This window comes from Carboxylicivirga caseinilyticus (genome assembly GCF_050589785.1).
Lineage (GTDB): Bacteria > Bacteroidota > Bacteroidia > Bacteroidales > Marinilabiliaceae > Carboxylicivirga > Carboxylicivirga caseinilyticus.
Window position 1 is genome coordinate 177,769 of sequence record NZ_JBNGOX010000005.1, and the last position, 15,196, is coordinate 192,964.

A 15,196-nucleotide genomic window follows, 5' to 3' on the forward strand; every position below is an offset into this window, starting at 1 on the left:
CTAGCTTCGATCATTCTCATATCTAAAAAAAGAAAAGATGAAACAAGAATTCACCCTATCAATATACTCAGAAAATCATGTCGGTTTGTTAAATCAGATTACAACTATTTTCACACGCCGTCATATCAACATCGAAAGTTTGACCACTTCTGAGTCAGCCATACCAGGTGTGCACAAATTTACCATTGTGGTCTTTACATCTCGTGATCAAATTAATAAATTGCTTGGGCAAATCGAACGTCGTATCGATGTATTAAAAGCCTTTGTATTTACAGCGGAGGAAGTTATACATCAGGAAATTGCTTTATATAAAGTAAAAACAGAAGCTTTGCTCAACAGCAACGAGATTGAAAAACTGGTTCGCCAATATGGAGCAAGGATACTGGAAGTAACTTCTGAATATACAGTAATTGAAAAAACGGGTCATAAAGATGAAACGCAGGAGCTCTTTGATAAACTGAATCGGTTTGGAGTTTCTCAGTTTGTTCGATCAGGCCGAATTGCAGTTACCAAACTCAATCAGGAATTACTCTCAAACTATCTGGTTAAATTAGAAAACGATCTATCAATATTAGATTAAAAAGCTATCTGCCTTCAGCTAATAGCTATCAGATTTAAACATAAACATTAATCAATATTTTATCATGGCAAAAATTAATTTCGGAGGAACTGAAGAAAACGTTGTAATGAGGGAAGAGTTCCCATTGGAAAAAGCACGCGAAGTATTAAAAGACGAAACCATTGCGGTAATCGGATATGGTGTGCAAGGTCCTGGACAATCTCTTAACCTTAAGGATAACGGTTTCAACGTAATCATTGGTCAGCGTAAAGAATCAAAAACATGGGATAAAGCAATTGCTGACGGATGGGTTCCCGGAGAAACACTTTTTGAAATTGAAGAAGCTCTAGAACGCGCAACAATTATTCAGTATCTTCTTTCTGACGCTGGTCAGATTCAGATGTGGGATACAGTTAAAAAACACTTAACTCCTGGAAAAGCCCTTTACTTCTCTCACGGATTTGGTATTACTTACAAAGAACGCACTGGTATTGTACCTCCTGCCGATGTAGATGTTATTTTGGTTGCTCCTAAAGGATCAGGAACCAGCTTACGTCGCATGTTCCTTGAAGGACGTGGTTTGAACTCAAGCTTCGCTATCTTTCAGGATGCTACCGGTAAAGCATGGGATCGCGTAATTGCATTAGGTATCGGAGTAGGTTCTGGTTACCTGTTCGAAACTGATTTTAAACGTGAGGTTTATTCTGACTTAACTGGTGAGCGTGGTACTTTAATGGGATGTATCCAGGGTATTTTTGCTGCTCAGTACGAAGTATTACGTGCAAATGGTCACTCTCCATCTGAGGCTTTCAACGAAACAGTTGAAGAATTAACTCAAAGTTTGATGCCATTGGTTGCTGAAAACGGTATGGACTGGATGTATGCCAATACATCAACTACAGCTCAGCGTGGTGCATTAGACTGGTGGAAACCATTCCGCGATGCTACCAAGCCAGTATTTGAAAAATTATATAGCGAAGTTGCTGCCGGTAACGAGGCACAACGTTCGATTGATTCAAACAGCCAGCCAGATTATAGGGTTAAACTGGAAGAGGAACTCAAAGAACTCCGCGAATCGGAGATGTGGCAAGCAGGTGCTGCTGTCCGTAAATTGAGACCAGAAAACCAGTAATAATATTCAACCATACTCAACACCGGATAAAACAAAACAAATTATCCGGTGTTTATAAAAGGTTGAAACTCCATTAATACTTAGGGGAAAAGGTAATGGAGTAATCATTTAAACCCGATTATCATGAGTAATAAAGTATATATATTCGATACAACTTTAAGAGACGGCGAGCAGGTGCCGGGATGTCAGTTAAACACTATTGAGAAAATAGAAGTAGCCCGTCAGCTCGAGAAGCTTGGTGTGGATGTAATCGAAGCAGGATTCCCCGTTTCAAGCCCGGGTGATTTTAACTCGGTGGTTGAAATATCTAAAGCTGTAACAAACCCAACTATTTGTGCTTTGACACGTGCCGTTAAAAAAGATATTGAAGTAGCAGCAGATGCACTTAAATATGCAAAAAACGGACGTATCCATACAGGTATCGGTACTTCACCATACCATATAAAGTACAAATTGAATTCTAATGAAGACGAAATTATTGAAAGAGCTGTTGAAGCTGTTAAATATGCTCGCCGTTTTGTTGAAGACGTAGAATTCTATGCCGAAGATGCCGGTCGTTCTGATAACGAATATCTGGCACGTGTAGTTGAAGCAGTTATTAAAGCCGGTGCTACCGTAATTAATATCCCTGACACAACCGGATATTGCTTACCAGCTGAATACGGAGCTAAAATTGCTTATTTGGTTAACAATGTTCCAAACGTTGATAAAGCCATTCTTTCAACACATTGCCATAACGATCTTGGTATGGCTACCGCTAATACTTTATCTGGTGTGATTAATGGTGCCCGTCAGGTTGAGGTTACCATCAACGGATTAGGTGAACGCGCGGGTAATACGTCTTTAGAAGAAGTGGTAATGGCAATGCGATGCCACCACGATTTGAATTTCGATACTTCGATTGATACCACTCAGATAATGAAAACCAGTAAGCTGGTTTCAACATTAATGCGCATGCCTGTTCAGGCTAACAAGGCTATTGTAGGCCGAAACGCTTTTGCTCATTCATCGGGTATCCATCAGGATGGAGTATTGAAAAATCGTGAAAACTACGAAATTATCGATCCTGCAGATGTAGGCGTAAAAGAGTCGAGTATTGTATTAACCGCCCGTAGTGGTCGTGCTGCTCTTAAGCATCGCCTGAGTGTATTGGGATACGATTTCGACGGAGAAGAACTAAACGACATCTATCAGCGATTCCTGGAATTGGCTGACAGAAAGAAAGATGTTGCTGACGAAGATTTGGAAGCTTTGGCTGGTACTGAGCGAATCAAAGAAGATCGTTCTATCAAGCTTGAAACCCTTCAGGTTGTTGCAGGTAGTTCTACTGTTCCAACTGCAACCGTTGCAGTAAGCTTTAATGGCGACACATTTGTTGAAACAGCCTCAGGAAACGGACCAATTGACGCTGCTTTTACAGCCGTTAAAAAGTTGGTTAAACGTAAAGTTCACCTTGAAGAATTTTTGATTCAAGCTATCACACGTGGTAGTGACGACATTGGTAAGGTACATGTTCAGATTGATCATAAAGGCCAGTCGTTCTATGGCTTTTCTGCCAACGTTGACATTGTAACTGCTTCGGTGGAAGCATTTTTAGATGCTATCTCAAAAATAGGATAATTATTTAGACATAAGATTTAAAGTATCAACCCATAAGACATTTATTACCTACAATTGGTAAATACTCTTGATAGTTGATACTTAAATCTTGATACTTTAAAAAAAATGGCAAAAACATTATTTGATAAAATATGGGACAGTCACGTTGTCAAGACTATTGAGGACGGACCTAATGTCTTGTATATCGACCGTCATTTCATCCACGAAGTGACAAGCCCTCAAGCTTTTGGAGGAATAAAAGCAAGAGGTATTCAGGTTGCCCGCCCTAATCAGGTGATCGCAACTCCCGATCATAATATTCCAACAGTTGATCAGCACCTTACCATTCATGATGAATTATCAAGAGTGCAGGTTGAAACATTGAAGAAAAACTGTGAAGAGAATGGAATTACCATGTATGGTTTAAATCATCCTTACAATGGTATTGTTCACGTAGTTGGACCAGAAATGGGTATCACTCAACCAGGTATGACCATTGTTTGCGGTGACAGTCATACTTCTACTCATGGTGCCTTCGGAAGCATTGCTTTTGGAATTGGTACCAGTGAGGTTGAAATGGCCTTGGCTACACAATGTATTATGCAGCCAAAACCTAAAAAGATGCGCATTAACATTGAAGGTACTCTAGCCAACGGTGTTACATCAAAAGATATCATTCTTTATATCATTTCAAAAATCTCAACCGGAGGTGGTACAGGATATTTCGTTGAGTTTGCAGGTTCTGCTATCCGCAGCCTTTCAATGGAAGCCCGTATGACTATCTGTAATATGAGTATTGAAATGGGAGCGCGTGGTGGTATGATTGCTCCTGACGAAACTACTTTTGAGTATGTTAAAGGTCGCGAATATGCACCACAAGGTGAACAGTGGGAAAAAGCTGTTGCTTACTGGAAAACATTGGTAACTGATGAGGATGCTGTTTTCGATAAAGAATTACATTACGAAGCGGCTGATATTGAGCCAATGATTACCTATGGAACCAATCCGGGAATGGGTGAAAAAATTGTAGGTAACATTCCTACTTTGGATAGCATCGATGCCAGCTCTAAGGTAACCTTTCAAAAATCGATGGATTACATGGGATTTGCTCCTGGTGATAAACTGGAAGGAAAACAAATCGATTATGTATTCTTAGGTAGTTGTACCAACGGTCGTATTGAAGACTTACGTGCTTTTGCTGCTGCAGTAAAAGGTCGTAAAAAAGCTGACAATGTAACTGCATGGATTGTTCCTGGTAGTAAGCAGGTTGAAAAACAGGCCATTGCCGAAGGTATCAAAGAAGTATTGGAAGAAGCAGGATTTGAATTACGTCAGCCAGGATGTTCAGCTTGTTTGGCTATGAATGATGATAAAATTCCTGAAGGCAAATACGCTGTATCAACTTCAAACAGAAACTTTGAAGGTCGTCAGGGACCCGGTTCACGCACGTTACTGGCAAGTCCGCTGACTGCTGCTGCAGCTGCTGTAACCGGTACTATTGCCGATCCAAGAACCATTTTTAATTTGTAAAACGGAGGAATACATTATGCCAATAGATAAATTTGTAACAGTACAAACTACGGTAGTTCCATTACCAATTGAGAATGTGGACACCGATCAGATTATTCCGGCCCGTTTCTTAAAAGCAACAACAAAGGATGGTTTCGGAGATAATTTATTTTTCGACTGGCGTTACGACAAAGCTGGTCAGCCAAAAGCAGATTTTGTTTTGAATAATCCAATTTATTCAGGAAGTGTGTTAGTGGCTGGTAAAAACTTTGGTAGCGGATCGAGTCGTGAACATGCTGCTTGGGCTATAGCAGGCTATGGATTCAAAGCAGTTGTATCAAGTTTCTTTGCTGATATTTTCCGCAATAACTCATTAAACAATGGTGTTTTGCCAGTGCAGGTAACGGATGCATTTCTAGCCGGTCTGTTCAAATCAATTGATGCAGATCCAAAGGCAGAGGTAAAGATTGATTTGGAAAATCAAACTATTACCAATGTCAGTACAGGTGAATCTGAATCATTCGAAATCAATTCATATAAAAAGAATTGTCTTGTGAATGGATACGATGATATCGATTACTTATTGAGTCTAAAAGACGAAATAAGTGCGTACGAAAAGCAAGCGATAAAATTTTGATTCTTTGTTTGAACCTACCGATACTTGCCATTATCGGTAGGTTTTTTGCATAACCACTATAAAGCAAAACACATAAACCAAAAACCATAAAGGGGATGACTATAGAGCTAATGGATACGACCCTCAGGGATGGCGAGCAAACAACAGGCGTTTCTTTTAACGATTCTGAGAAGCTTACCATGGCGCGTATTCTTCTTCAAGAACTAAAAGTAGACAGAATAGAGGTAGCATCAGCCAGGGTTAGTGCAGGGGAGTTTAAAGCTGTTCAAAAAATTAGTGAATGGGCAGCAAAAAATAACCTGCTTGATAGAATTGAGGTTTTAGGTTTTGTCGACAACGGAGTATCTCTCAATTGGATAAAGGATACCGGTGCAAGGGTTTGTAACCTTTTAACAAAAGGTTCTTTAAAACATGTAACCAGCCAGTTACGAAAAACTCCTGAAGAACATATTGAAGACATCAGGGGTGTTTTAAAACAAGCCCGTGAGATGAATATTGATATTAATATTTATCTTGAGGACTGGTCGAACGGCATGATTGACTCACCTGAATATGTATTCTTTTTATTAGATCAATTACAGGATGATTCCATTAAACGATTTATGCTACCTGATACACTTGGTGTTTTAAATCCTGATCAAGTAAAAGAATTTTGTTCAGCCATCATCACCAGATATCCAAATCTGCATTTCGATTTTCATGCGCATAACGATTATGATTTAGCTGTTGCAAATGTTTTTGCAGCCGTAAAATCTGGATTTAAAGGTATTCATACCACCATTAATGGTTTGGGCGAAAGGGCAGGAAATGCACCAATGGCTAGTGTTGTAGGGGTGTTGACTGATCAACTGAAAGCTAAAACCAATATCGACGAATCGAAATTAACCAGAGCCAGTCAGGTTGTAGAAAGTTTCAGTGGCATTCGTATTCCGGCCAATAAACCACTAACCGGCGAATACGTTTTTACACAATGTGCAGGTATTCACGCCGATGGTGACAGTAAGGATAATCTGTATTTTAACAATCTGATGCCTGAGCGTTTTGGAAGAGTCAGAAAATATGCTCTAGGAAAAACTTCAGGAAGAGCCAATATTCTTAAAAACCTTGAGGAACTTGGCATCAGTCTTTCAACAGAAGAGATGCAACGCGTCACCAAAGAAGTAATAGAACTGGGTGATAAAAAGGAAACTGTCACTACGGAAGATCTTCCTTATATTATTTCTGATGTTTTAAAGAGTTCTTCCATCAATGAGTATATAAAGGTTAACAATTACAGCTTATCTTTGACACGCGGAATGAAGCCAACGGCTTCGTTAAGCATTAAGATCAATGATAAAGATTACCAGGCTTCCTCAGCTGGCGACGGTCAGTACGACGCATTTATGAAGGCACTCTGGAAAATCTACGATGAGTTGAAAAAACCACATCCTTTATTGGCCGATTATTACGTAACGATCCCTCCTGGCGGTAAAACCGATGCCTTTGTTGAAACGGTTATATCGTGGGAGTATAATGATAAAGTATTTAAAACACGGGGATTGGATGCCGACCAGACAGAAGCAGCCATCAAAGCAACCGTTAAAATGCTAAACTTAATAGAAAACGAGAACATTAATTTATAGAACTAGCAACTAGTTGCTAGCTTCTAGCAGCCAGATAAAACTATCTAAGATAATGAAATTAAATATTGCAGTTTTGCCAGGAGATGGCATCGGACCAGAAATTGTAGCACAAGCTCAAAAAGTAATTGATGCTGTTGCTGTTAAATTCGGACATGAAGTAAACTATAACAATGCTTTGGTTGGCGCCACTGCCATTGATCAGGTTGGAGATCCATACCCGGAAGAGACACACGAAATTTGTATGAAAGCTGATGCGGTTCTATTCGGTGCCATTGGTGATCCTAAATTCGATAACGATCCTAAAGCTAAAGTTCGTCCTGAACAAGGACTTTTGGCGATGCGTAAAAAATTAGGCTTATATGCCAATATTCGTCCTGTTACAACTTTCCCTTCATTGCTTGACAAAAGCCCTTTGCGATTAGATATTGTTGAAGGTGCCGACTTTGTTGTGGTTCGCGAGTTAACAGGCGGTATCTATTTCGGTGATAAAGGTCGTTCTGAAGATTTGAAAAAAGCTTTTGACACCTGTACCTACACGACCGATGAGGTTGAACGCATCCTTAAACTGGCTTATTCATATGCTGAAAAACGTAATAAACGATTAACCATTGTTGATAAAGCAAACGTTTTGGCAACCTCTCGTCTGTGGAGAGAAACAGCTCAGGCTATGGAAGGCGATTATAAGGATATTGAAGTTGATTACATGTTTGTTGATAATGCCGCCATGCAATTAATCCAGTGGCCAAAGAAATTTGATGTGATGGTTACTGAAAACATGTTTGGTGACATCCTTAGCGATGAAGCTTCAGTAATCACTGGATCACTAGGCTTATTACCATCGGCTTCAGTTGGTATTCACACCTCTGTTTTCGAACCAATTCACGGATCGTATCCACAGGCTGCAGGAAAAGACATTGCCAACCCGGTTGCAACTGTTCTTTCAGCTGCCATGTTATTAGAATCGCTTGATTTATTGGATGAAGCACAAGCTGTGCGCGATGCGGTTAATAAATCATTGGAAGAAGGCGTTGTTACAGAAGATATTTCAAGAGGCGCAAAAGCCTTTAAAACATCTGAAGTCGGCGACTGGTTAGCAGATTACATTAAAAAGTAACATAGAAACACCGGTCAGATTCATGGCCGGTGTTTTTTCTTATCAACAAAATGAAAAACAATAATCAATCAACACAAAATCCTTACTCTCCCAAAGTTGAGGATATACTTGCTGCCAAACTTACACTCAATAATATTGTTGAGACTACTCCCATTACTAAAAACCGCAATTTATCAGCCAAATACCAGGCTAATATATTTCTGAAGAGAGAAGACCTTCAAACGGTACGATCTTATAAAATAAGGGGTGCTTATAATAAAATAAAGAGCCTTTCTGACGAACAAATCAAAGCAGGCATTGTATGTGCCAGTGCCGGTAACCATGCACAGGGAGTTGCATATTCATGCCAGATGCTGGGGATTGATGGTATTATTTACATGCCAAGCACAACACCCAAACAAAAGGTGAACCAGGTTAAAATGTTTGGTCAGGATAAAGTTAAGGTAGTATTGATTGGCGACACTTATGATGATTCGTATAATGCTGCCATGGATGAATGTACCAAAACAGGCAAGACCTTCATACATCCGTTTGACGACCCCAAAATAATAGAAGGACAGGGAACTGTTGGATTGGAAATACTGGAGCAAACCAAAGAAAAGATTGATTATATTTTCGTTCCTATTGGAGGTGGTGGTTTGGTAGCCGGATTAGGAAGCTACATAAAGCACATGAGTCCTGACACCAAAATAATTGGTGTTGAACCTGCCGGAGCACCTGCTATGTTCGAATCGCTTAAAACAGGTGAAGTGATTGAACTGAAGGAGATTGATAAATTCGTTGATGGTGCAGCCGTTCAAAAAGTAGGTAGCTACACTTTTGCAATATGTCAAAAGATTATAGACGATATGATTCTGGTTCCGGAAGGAAAAATTTGCACCAAGATTCTTGAATTATATAATTTTGATGCTATTGTGGTTGAGCCTGCCGGAGCATTAAGTGTCGCAGCACTTGAGTTTTATGCAGACAAAATCAAAGGTAAAAACGTGGTGTGCATTCTTAGCGGAAGTAATAATGATATTACCCGCATGGAAGATATTAAAGAGCGATCACTCCTTTACGAAGGTTTAAAACACTATTTTATCGTTCGTTTTCCTCAAAGAGCAGGTGCTTTAAAAGATTTTGTTGATCAGGTTTTAGGACCCGGTGATGACATTACCCACTTTGAATATCGCAAGAAAACCAGTCGTGAAAAAGGTCCGGCTCTTGTTGGAATTGAACTTCACAAAAAAGAAGATTTTAATGGCTTAACTGAACGAATGAAGGCCAATGGGTTTGTTGTTGAATACCTCAACGATAATCCCGATTTGTTTCAATATCTTATTTAAAAACATTGAAAAGCCAGACTCTGAAGAATCTGGCTTTTATTTTTAATAAATATATCTGCGTCTTATAGCTCGATACCAATTAAAAGTACATCATCTACCTGCTTATATTCTCCCATCCAGTCATAGAATGATTGGGCAAAATGACGTTCGAAATGGGCCATTGTTTGGTTAGGAACTTCAGTAAGGGTTTCACGAATTCTCTTAGACTGGAATTTACGCCCTTCTGGTCCACCTATCTGATCAGGTAATCCATCAGAGAAAATAAAGAATTGGTCTCCTTTCTTGTACTTTATCAGATGGTTTTCAAAGTCTTTCTCAACTTTCTTCAATAATGGTTTTCCTCCAATTCCTTTTCGTGTTCCTTTATACTCAAGCAATTCTCCTTCCGATAAAAGATATAATGGGTTATGTGCTCCGGCAAACTGCATCTCATCCGATTCCAGATCAATCTTAACCAAAGCCAGATCCATACCATCTCTGCCATTGGCACCTTCCTGATCCTGTCTCAAAGTACGACGTACATCCAGATGAAGCATATCCAGGAGTTCTGCAGCTGTTACATCGTTGCTGGCATTTACAATATTATTCATAAGGAAATACCCAATAAACGACAACAAAGCTCCTGGCACACCATGTCCGGTACAGTCAACCGCTGCCACATAAAAATGATTATCTTTTTTGAACATCCAGGGGAAATCGCCACTTACCACATCTTTTGGTCGATAGAAAATAAAAGATCTTGGAAAGAATTGCTGTAACAGATTTGTATCGGGCAAGATTGCCGTTTGTATACGCTGTGCATAATTAATACTATCTGATATCTTTTTATTCTTCTCTTTAATCTCCTGTTCAATCTTCTTGAAATCGGTCATATCGTGAGCTACAAACAAGATAGATTCAAGATCGCGTTCTTCATTAAACTCAGGAATGGCTTTAATTTCCATTATATGCGTACTTTCTACTCCATCAACCTCAACTTCATTAATTGATTGCGATAAAGTAGATCTGATGTCAATCAGTGTCTCTTTCATATAATCTCTCAGGCGATTATCAACTTCCAGCTCATTCACTCTCATTTTAACCAATTCGGCGACAGGTTTTCCGATAAATTCTGAAACCTTAGGATTGACGTAAACCAATTTACCGGCAGTGTTAATACGAATAATCATATCAGGAGAATTCTCTGATAATGATTGCATCCTACTTTTCATTCGTTCTTCCTTCTCTGCCCTCTTTCGCTCTGTTATATCCTGGGTGTTAAAAATTATTCCTTTAATGGCCGGATCGTGCAACAGGTTTTTACCTTTTGTTTCCAAAAATAATTTTCGCCCGTCTTTTCTCAGATAGGTATACTGTGCTGTTTGCTCGCCACCAGGTGTTTCCAATAAATATTGAAACAGATTATTGATTGTTTTATATCCTCTGGGAGTCATCAACTCAGGATCCATACCTGTAACCTCATCATCCTGAGTATAACCAAGAATCTGCTTAACAGAAGGACTTTCAAATAAGAGTTGTTGATTCTCGTTATAAATAGAGATAAACTCAGAAGCATTGGTTAATAAAGCCTCAAGACGTTTTTGCGCATGTTCAACCTCCTGAATCTGATTCTCAAGCAACTGATTTGATTTCTCCAATTCTTCTTTCGCCTCAAGCATCTCGGCTGCATTCTGCTGCAATTGCTTTTCATTACTCTGAAGAATCTCAGTCATCTTTTGAGATTCAGTTAAAAGATTGGCTGTTCTCTGATTGATTTTAAGGTTATAAATGGTTCGCCCTATAATACCACTCAGTTCTTCTGATAATTCCAAAACATGTTTGGGAAGACTATTAGCAAGAAAAGCCACTTCCACAACTCCCTGCAAATCTTCTTCCTGAAGTAACGGGATAATAATCAAGCTTTTTGGTTTTTTATCTCCCAATAAGCCTGAAGTAATATAGAAATAGTCGTCCGGAATCTCCGTACGATAAATCATTTGCTTTTCGAAGGCAACTTCACCTAACAACCCTTTTCCGATACTTATTCTTTGTCTTTCAAATCTCTTACGATTGTAGGCATAACTTGACGAGTTTACCAATTCATTCTCGTCGAGCAAATAAAGTGTTCCCTGAATACCTCCACAATATTCGATGAAACCACGAAGTACATCATCAGTTAATTCTTCAATTTTGTTATGAGATCGGAGTATATCTGAAATTCTTTCTTTTCCACGCGCAATCCAATTATAAATATCTTCCTGTTCTCTGTTTCTCTTCAGATTTTCACCCAGATTAACCAGTGTTTTCGATAATTGATTATTATCATGAGTGATACCATCCAATTCACCATTACTGATTTTCTCGGCTAATTCAATGCTCAGGTTAATTCTCTGACTTAACTCATCTACCTGATTATTGAGTTTCATATTCTTAACTCTGCTGTAGTTAATTGCATACAGTATACCCAACGGGGTTGATATAACCATAAAATCAATAAACCAAACCAATATGGAGCTATGAATAGCGATAATATTTACGATAGAAAAATATGAATCTGTAAAAGATAGAAAACCTGACCAAATCAAAAACAACAACATGATTAGCCCAATTACCAATAAGTACCAGTCCCGCTCGTTAATGGCGGTATGGCTAAACATCAGTTTCAATCTTTTTTTTAGTCCTGCCATGTTTTGTCAATTTAATTTTGCCCTGCTTCAGATGAATATACACTTTTCAGATACTCATTCCAGATGGAATCTAATCCAAGTTTTTTAAACGAAGCGACTTCTAGTAAAATACCTTTTCCATTATACTCTACGGGCAAAAAGTAAATATATGTTGGTTGAGCTTCTCCACTTCCTGAAGAAGCAACCAGATAATCTGCGGGTATGTCAGCTAATTCCACTGCTTTTCTCTCAACGATCACCTGACCATGTATGCCTTCTCCAACAACAATGTTTTCTATTACATATTCCTCTTCCAAACCATATGTCTTTAGAGGTTTATAACATTTTTCCACATCACACTGCACATACAGAATTCCGGCTACTAATTCAACACTGCTTTTAACCAACTCAAATATTTTGAAGGGCCTTTCCTGTTCTTCACTTTGTTGAATCACTTCACTTATTTCGGCCAACATTTTATCTTTAAGAGTATGATAAACCTGTTCATTTTGTCTTTCTATTTCCAGTTCCCTAATTTTGTTTTCTAGTCTTGTATTTTCATTCTGAAGACTAGCAATGTCTTTTTTTAACTGATCATCATTGCATTTTCCTTTAGGCATTAACTGGCTATTTACAAAGAAGATCATGCCCAATACAACAAAAAGGGATAATAATTCAAAAGTAAAGTAAACAGGAGAAATTACTGAGGGTACAAAATAATACTTAGTAATAACAAAAATCAGAAAGATGAAGCCAAACCAAAATATATACTTGTCTTTACTCATAAAATTATCTCGCTAGTTGGTTTAAATACTGAATAATTTCATCCGGTGACATCACCTTGGATGGGGTCATCAATCGCAAAGCCATCTTTGGCATTGTGTCAACATCACAGGTTGCCGGATCCTGAACAATGGTAAAACCTTTTTTATCAGCAATATCTTTCATTCCCTTAGCACCATCCTTATTTGCACCGGTTAACAGAATTCCAATAAGTTTATCACGATAAAAATAAGCTGCCGAAGAAAGTGTATGGTCAATTGATGGACGACTATGATTTAACGGTTCCTCCGTTGATAAGCTAAATGATCCATCGTACTCAATAAATAAGTGATAATTAGATGGTGCAAGATATACTTTGCCCGGTACTATCGAATCCTTATCATGAGGTTCAATTACTTCCAGATTTGATTTAAGGTTAATACTCTCAAGTAATCCTGATCTTACGTGTTTTAAACGATGCAAACACAAGATAACGGGCAATGGAAAGCCAGAGTCAATTTTTGATAAAATTTTACTGACCACAGAGAAGCTACCTGCCGAACCTCCTATTACAACCGCTTTGTATTTTAAAAACATCAACTGGATTATTGAATTAAAGCATTATACTTATTATAAATCTTTTCTTTACTGTCGATACATTCAAATCTATCTGAAAACGGATTTGGTAATTGTTCTCTAACACCAAGACATAACCATCCGCCTGGTTTCAGGCATTTATCTATTTCATCTTTTAGAATTATATGATAGTCTTTTTTGTAATAAAGCATCACATTTCTAAATAGAACTAAATCCACTTTACTATCCGGCTGACCTTGTGTAACACATCCTTTCTTAAATCTTACCTTTTGAAGCAACGATGATTTAAGCCTTAATGATCCATTCTCCTCCTCAATATAATCTTCTAAGGCAGCCTTACCTTCATACCGTTTGTAATTATATAGATTGGTATCCATCTTTTTACTAAGTAGAATACCTTTCTCTACTAATTCTTTAGTTTCTGATGCACAATAACCAGCTGTAACATCAAGCTTATCGAAAACACCAGTCTCTTTTGCAATAATCAAAAGCGTATATAATTCTTCACCCGAAGATATTTGTGGTATCCAAACCAGAATTTGAGCTTGATTGGATAAGGTAAGAAAATGATCTCTTATTTTTCGCCAGACACCAGCATCACGAAACAACTCTGTAACAGGAACTACAACGCTACTAATCAGTTCTTCTTTAAAAACTTCATTTTTTAATCCGGTAATCAGCTGCTCATTTCGTTTAATACCTTTTTTTTCACCAAACAGATACAATCTTCTTTTCAGGAAAGATTGACTCATCTGATCTATTGGCATTTTGGTTTCTTTTGCCAGAGTATCTGATAATTCCCTTAGTTCTCGTATGCTATAGTTTAAGGCCATTCAACTAATATTTAAAATGAAAGGAATTATTTTTTACAAATAAAGGCCCATTCTTACTAAACTTAGTTTTATAAAAACCTGACATACCTTCATGATTACCAAGCAATAGATAACCACCCGGAAACATTTGATCATGAAACCGCTTAAACAGCTTTGATTGTAAACTGGCATTGAAATAAATCAACACATTTCGGCAAAAAATTATATCAAATTTATTATAGAATGGTACCTCTTCCTGAACCAAATCATGCTTAACAAACCATGGTATCTTACGCAAAAATTCTTTAACAACTAAAGAATCTTCACTTTCATCAAAATCGAAATACTTTGTGAAATCAATCTCTGAAATCCCTAAGATTGGTTTTTTCTTTAAAGCCTTATTAAATGCTTTTAACTGAGCCAGATTAAACTTTAAGGCATACTTACCCATTTTTGCCTGTCGGATCATACGGGCATTAATATCCGATCCGTACACTTTAACCCGATCAAGAAATCCCAGTTCACTTAAAAGAATTAGGTTAGAATACACTTCCATGCCGGAACTACAGCCAGCATGCCAAATATTAATGTTTTTCTTCCCTTTTATTCCACTATAAAGTTTATCGTAAACGCTGGTCCATACTTCTGGATCCCTGAATAATTCAGTAGTGTTAACGGTAATTTCTTCTACAACTTTCTCAACAAAATCTTCGTCGGTCTTTGTCTTTTCCAACAATTGCTGCATAGTGATATCGTAATCCTTCAAAATTTTCCGGATTCGCCTATGAATCGAATTATCAGAATACTCACTAAAATCATATGGAGTATGCTTTTTCAATTCATCTAGGTAATCTCTAAATGCAGTCTCCCCTATCATACT

Annotated in this window: 13 protein-coding genes; 8 read left to right on the forward strand and 5 right to left on the reverse strand. The window is 38.0% G+C overall.

The features are described 5' to 3' along the window. Positions 1–37: 37 nt before the first annotated feature. From ilvN to ilvA, 8 genes are all read left to right on the forward strand, one after another. Entirely contained in the window at positions 38–580 is a 543-nt protein-coding gene (gene ilvN / locus ACRD62_RS04420; RefSeq protein WP_430818914.1) for an acetolactate synthase small subunit, read from the forward strand. Between the two features lie 64 nt (positions 581–644). Next, on the forward strand, positions 645–1,691 hold the full coding sequence (gene ilvC / locus ACRD62_RS04425; protein ID WP_430818915.1) for a ketol-acid reductoisomerase: 1,047 nt from the start codon (positions 645–647) through the stop codon (positions 1,689–1,691). Between the two features lie 123 nt (positions 1,692–1,814). Next, positions 1,815–3,311, forward strand: coding sequence for a 2-isopropylmalate synthase (locus ACRD62_RS04430; RefSeq protein WP_430818916.1), 1,497 nt, complete (start codon positions 1,815–1,817; stop codon positions 3,309–3,311). Positions 3,312–3,416: 105 nt separating this feature from the next. Further along, a complete protein-coding gene (gene leuC, locus ACRD62_RS04435) occupies positions 3,417–4,820 on the forward strand; it encodes a 3-isopropylmalate dehydratase large subunit (protein WP_430818917.1) in 1,404 nt (467 codons plus the stop codon). Between the two features lie 16 nt (positions 4,821–4,836). Beyond that, positions 4,837–5,436 carry a 3-isopropylmalate dehydratase small subunit gene (leuD, locus tag ACRD62_RS04440; protein WP_430818918.1) on the forward strand — a complete coding sequence of 200 codons (600 nt, stop codon included), beginning with the start codon at positions 4,837–4,839 and terminating at the stop codon, positions 5,434–5,436. A gap of 95 nt (positions 5,437–5,531) precedes the next feature. After that, positions 5,532–7,058, forward strand: coding sequence for an alpha-isopropylmalate synthase regulatory domain-containing protein (locus ACRD62_RS04445; protein WP_430818919.1), 1,527 nt, complete (start codon positions 5,532–5,534; stop codon positions 7,056–7,058). 52 nt (positions 7,059–7,110) lie between these two features. Then, a complete protein-coding gene (leuB, locus tag ACRD62_RS04450) occupies positions 7,111–8,172 on the forward strand; it encodes a 3-isopropylmalate dehydrogenase (RefSeq protein ID WP_430818920.1) in 1,062 nt (353 codons plus the stop codon). Between the two features lie 50 nt (positions 8,173–8,222). Continuing rightward, entirely contained in the window at positions 8,223–9,500 is a 1,278-nt protein-coding gene (ilvA, locus tag ACRD62_RS04455) for a threonine ammonia-lyase (RefSeq protein ID WP_430818921.1), read from the forward strand. A gap of 62 nt (positions 9,501–9,562) precedes the next feature. Here ilvA and ACRD62_RS04460 read toward each other — a convergent pair whose 3' ends face one another. The 5 genes from ACRD62_RS04460 to ACRD62_RS04480 form a co-directional block, all read right to left on the reverse strand. Then, the gene (locus ACRD62_RS04460; protein ID WP_430818922.1) at positions 9,563–12,166 is read right to left on the reverse strand and encodes a PAS domain S-box protein; all 2,604 of its coding nucleotides are present in this window, start codon (positions 12,164–12,166) and stop codon (positions 9,563–9,565) included. 11 nt (positions 12,167–12,177) lie between these two features. Beyond that, the gene (locus ACRD62_RS04465) at positions 12,178–12,765 is read right to left on the reverse strand and encodes a hypothetical protein (RefSeq protein ID WP_430818923.1); all 588 of its coding nucleotides are present in this window, start codon (positions 12,763–12,765) and stop codon (positions 12,178–12,180) included. A gap of 169 nt (positions 12,766–12,934) precedes the next feature. Next, entirely contained in the window at positions 12,935–13,504 is a 570-nt protein-coding gene (locus ACRD62_RS04470; RefSeq protein ID WP_430818924.1) for a chemotaxis protein CheB, read from the reverse strand. A gap of 8 nt (positions 13,505–13,512) precedes the next feature. Continuing rightward, the gene (locus ACRD62_RS04475) at positions 13,513–14,337 is read right to left on the reverse strand and encodes a CheR family methyltransferase (protein ID WP_430818926.1); all 825 of its coding nucleotides are present in this window, start codon (positions 14,335–14,337) and stop codon (positions 13,513–13,515) included. 4 nt (positions 14,338–14,341) lie between these two features. Continuing rightward, complete coding sequence (locus ACRD62_RS04480; protein ID WP_430818927.1) at positions 14,342–15,193, reverse strand: CheR family methyltransferase; 852 nt, start codon at positions 15,191–15,193, stop codon at positions 14,342–14,344. Between the last annotated feature and the right edge of the window lie 3 nt (positions 15,194–15,196).

Bases quoted from the DNA above. Each gene is read 5' to 3' on its own strand.
- ilvC (WP_430818915.1), top strand. From the start codon at position 645: ATGGCAAAAATTAATTTCGGAGGAACTGAAGAAAACGTTGTAATGAGG.
- ACRD62_RS04470 (WP_430818924.1), bottom strand. From the start codon at position 13,504: ATGTTTTTAAAATACAAAGCGGTTGTAATAGGAGGTTCGGCAGGTAGC.
- leuD (WP_430818918.1), top strand. From the start codon at position 4,837: ATGCCAATAGATAAATTTGTAACAGTACAAACTACGGTAGTTCCATTA.
- leuC (WP_430818917.1), top strand. From the start codon at position 3,417: ATGGCAAAAACATTATTTGATAAAATATGGGACAGTCACGTTGTCAAG.
- ACRD62_RS04480 (WP_430818927.1), bottom strand. From the start codon at position 15,193: ATGATAGGGGAGACTGCATTTAGAGATTACCTAGATGAATTGAAAAAG.
- ACRD62_RS04430 (WP_430818916.1), top strand. From the start codon at position 1,815: ATGAGTAATAAAGTATATATATTCGATACAACTTTAAGAGACGGCGAG.
- ACRD62_RS04475 (WP_430818926.1), bottom strand. From the start codon at position 14,337: ATGGCCTTAAACTATAGCATACGAGAACTAAGGGAATTATCAGATACT.
- ACRD62_RS04460 (WP_430818922.1), bottom strand. From the start codon at position 12,166: ATGGCAGGACTAAAAAAAAGATTGAAACTGATGTTTAGCCATACCGCC.
- ACRD62_RS04445 (WP_430818919.1), top strand. From the start codon at position 5,532: ATGACTATAGAGCTAATGGATACGACCCTCAGGGATGGCGAGCAAACA.
- ACRD62_RS04465 (WP_430818923.1), bottom strand. From the start codon at position 12,765: ATGCCTAAAGGAAAATGCAATGATGATCAGTTAAAAAAAGACATTGCT.
- leuB (WP_430818920.1), top strand. From the start codon at position 7,111: ATGAAATTAAATATTGCAGTTTTGCCAGGAGATGGCATCGGACCAGAA.
- ilvA (WP_430818921.1), top strand. From the start codon at position 8,223: ATGAAAAACAATAATCAATCAACACAAAATCCTTACTCTCCCAAAGTT.
- ilvN (WP_430818914.1), top strand. From the start codon at position 38: ATGAAACAAGAATTCACCCTATCAATATACTCAGAAAATCATGTCGGT.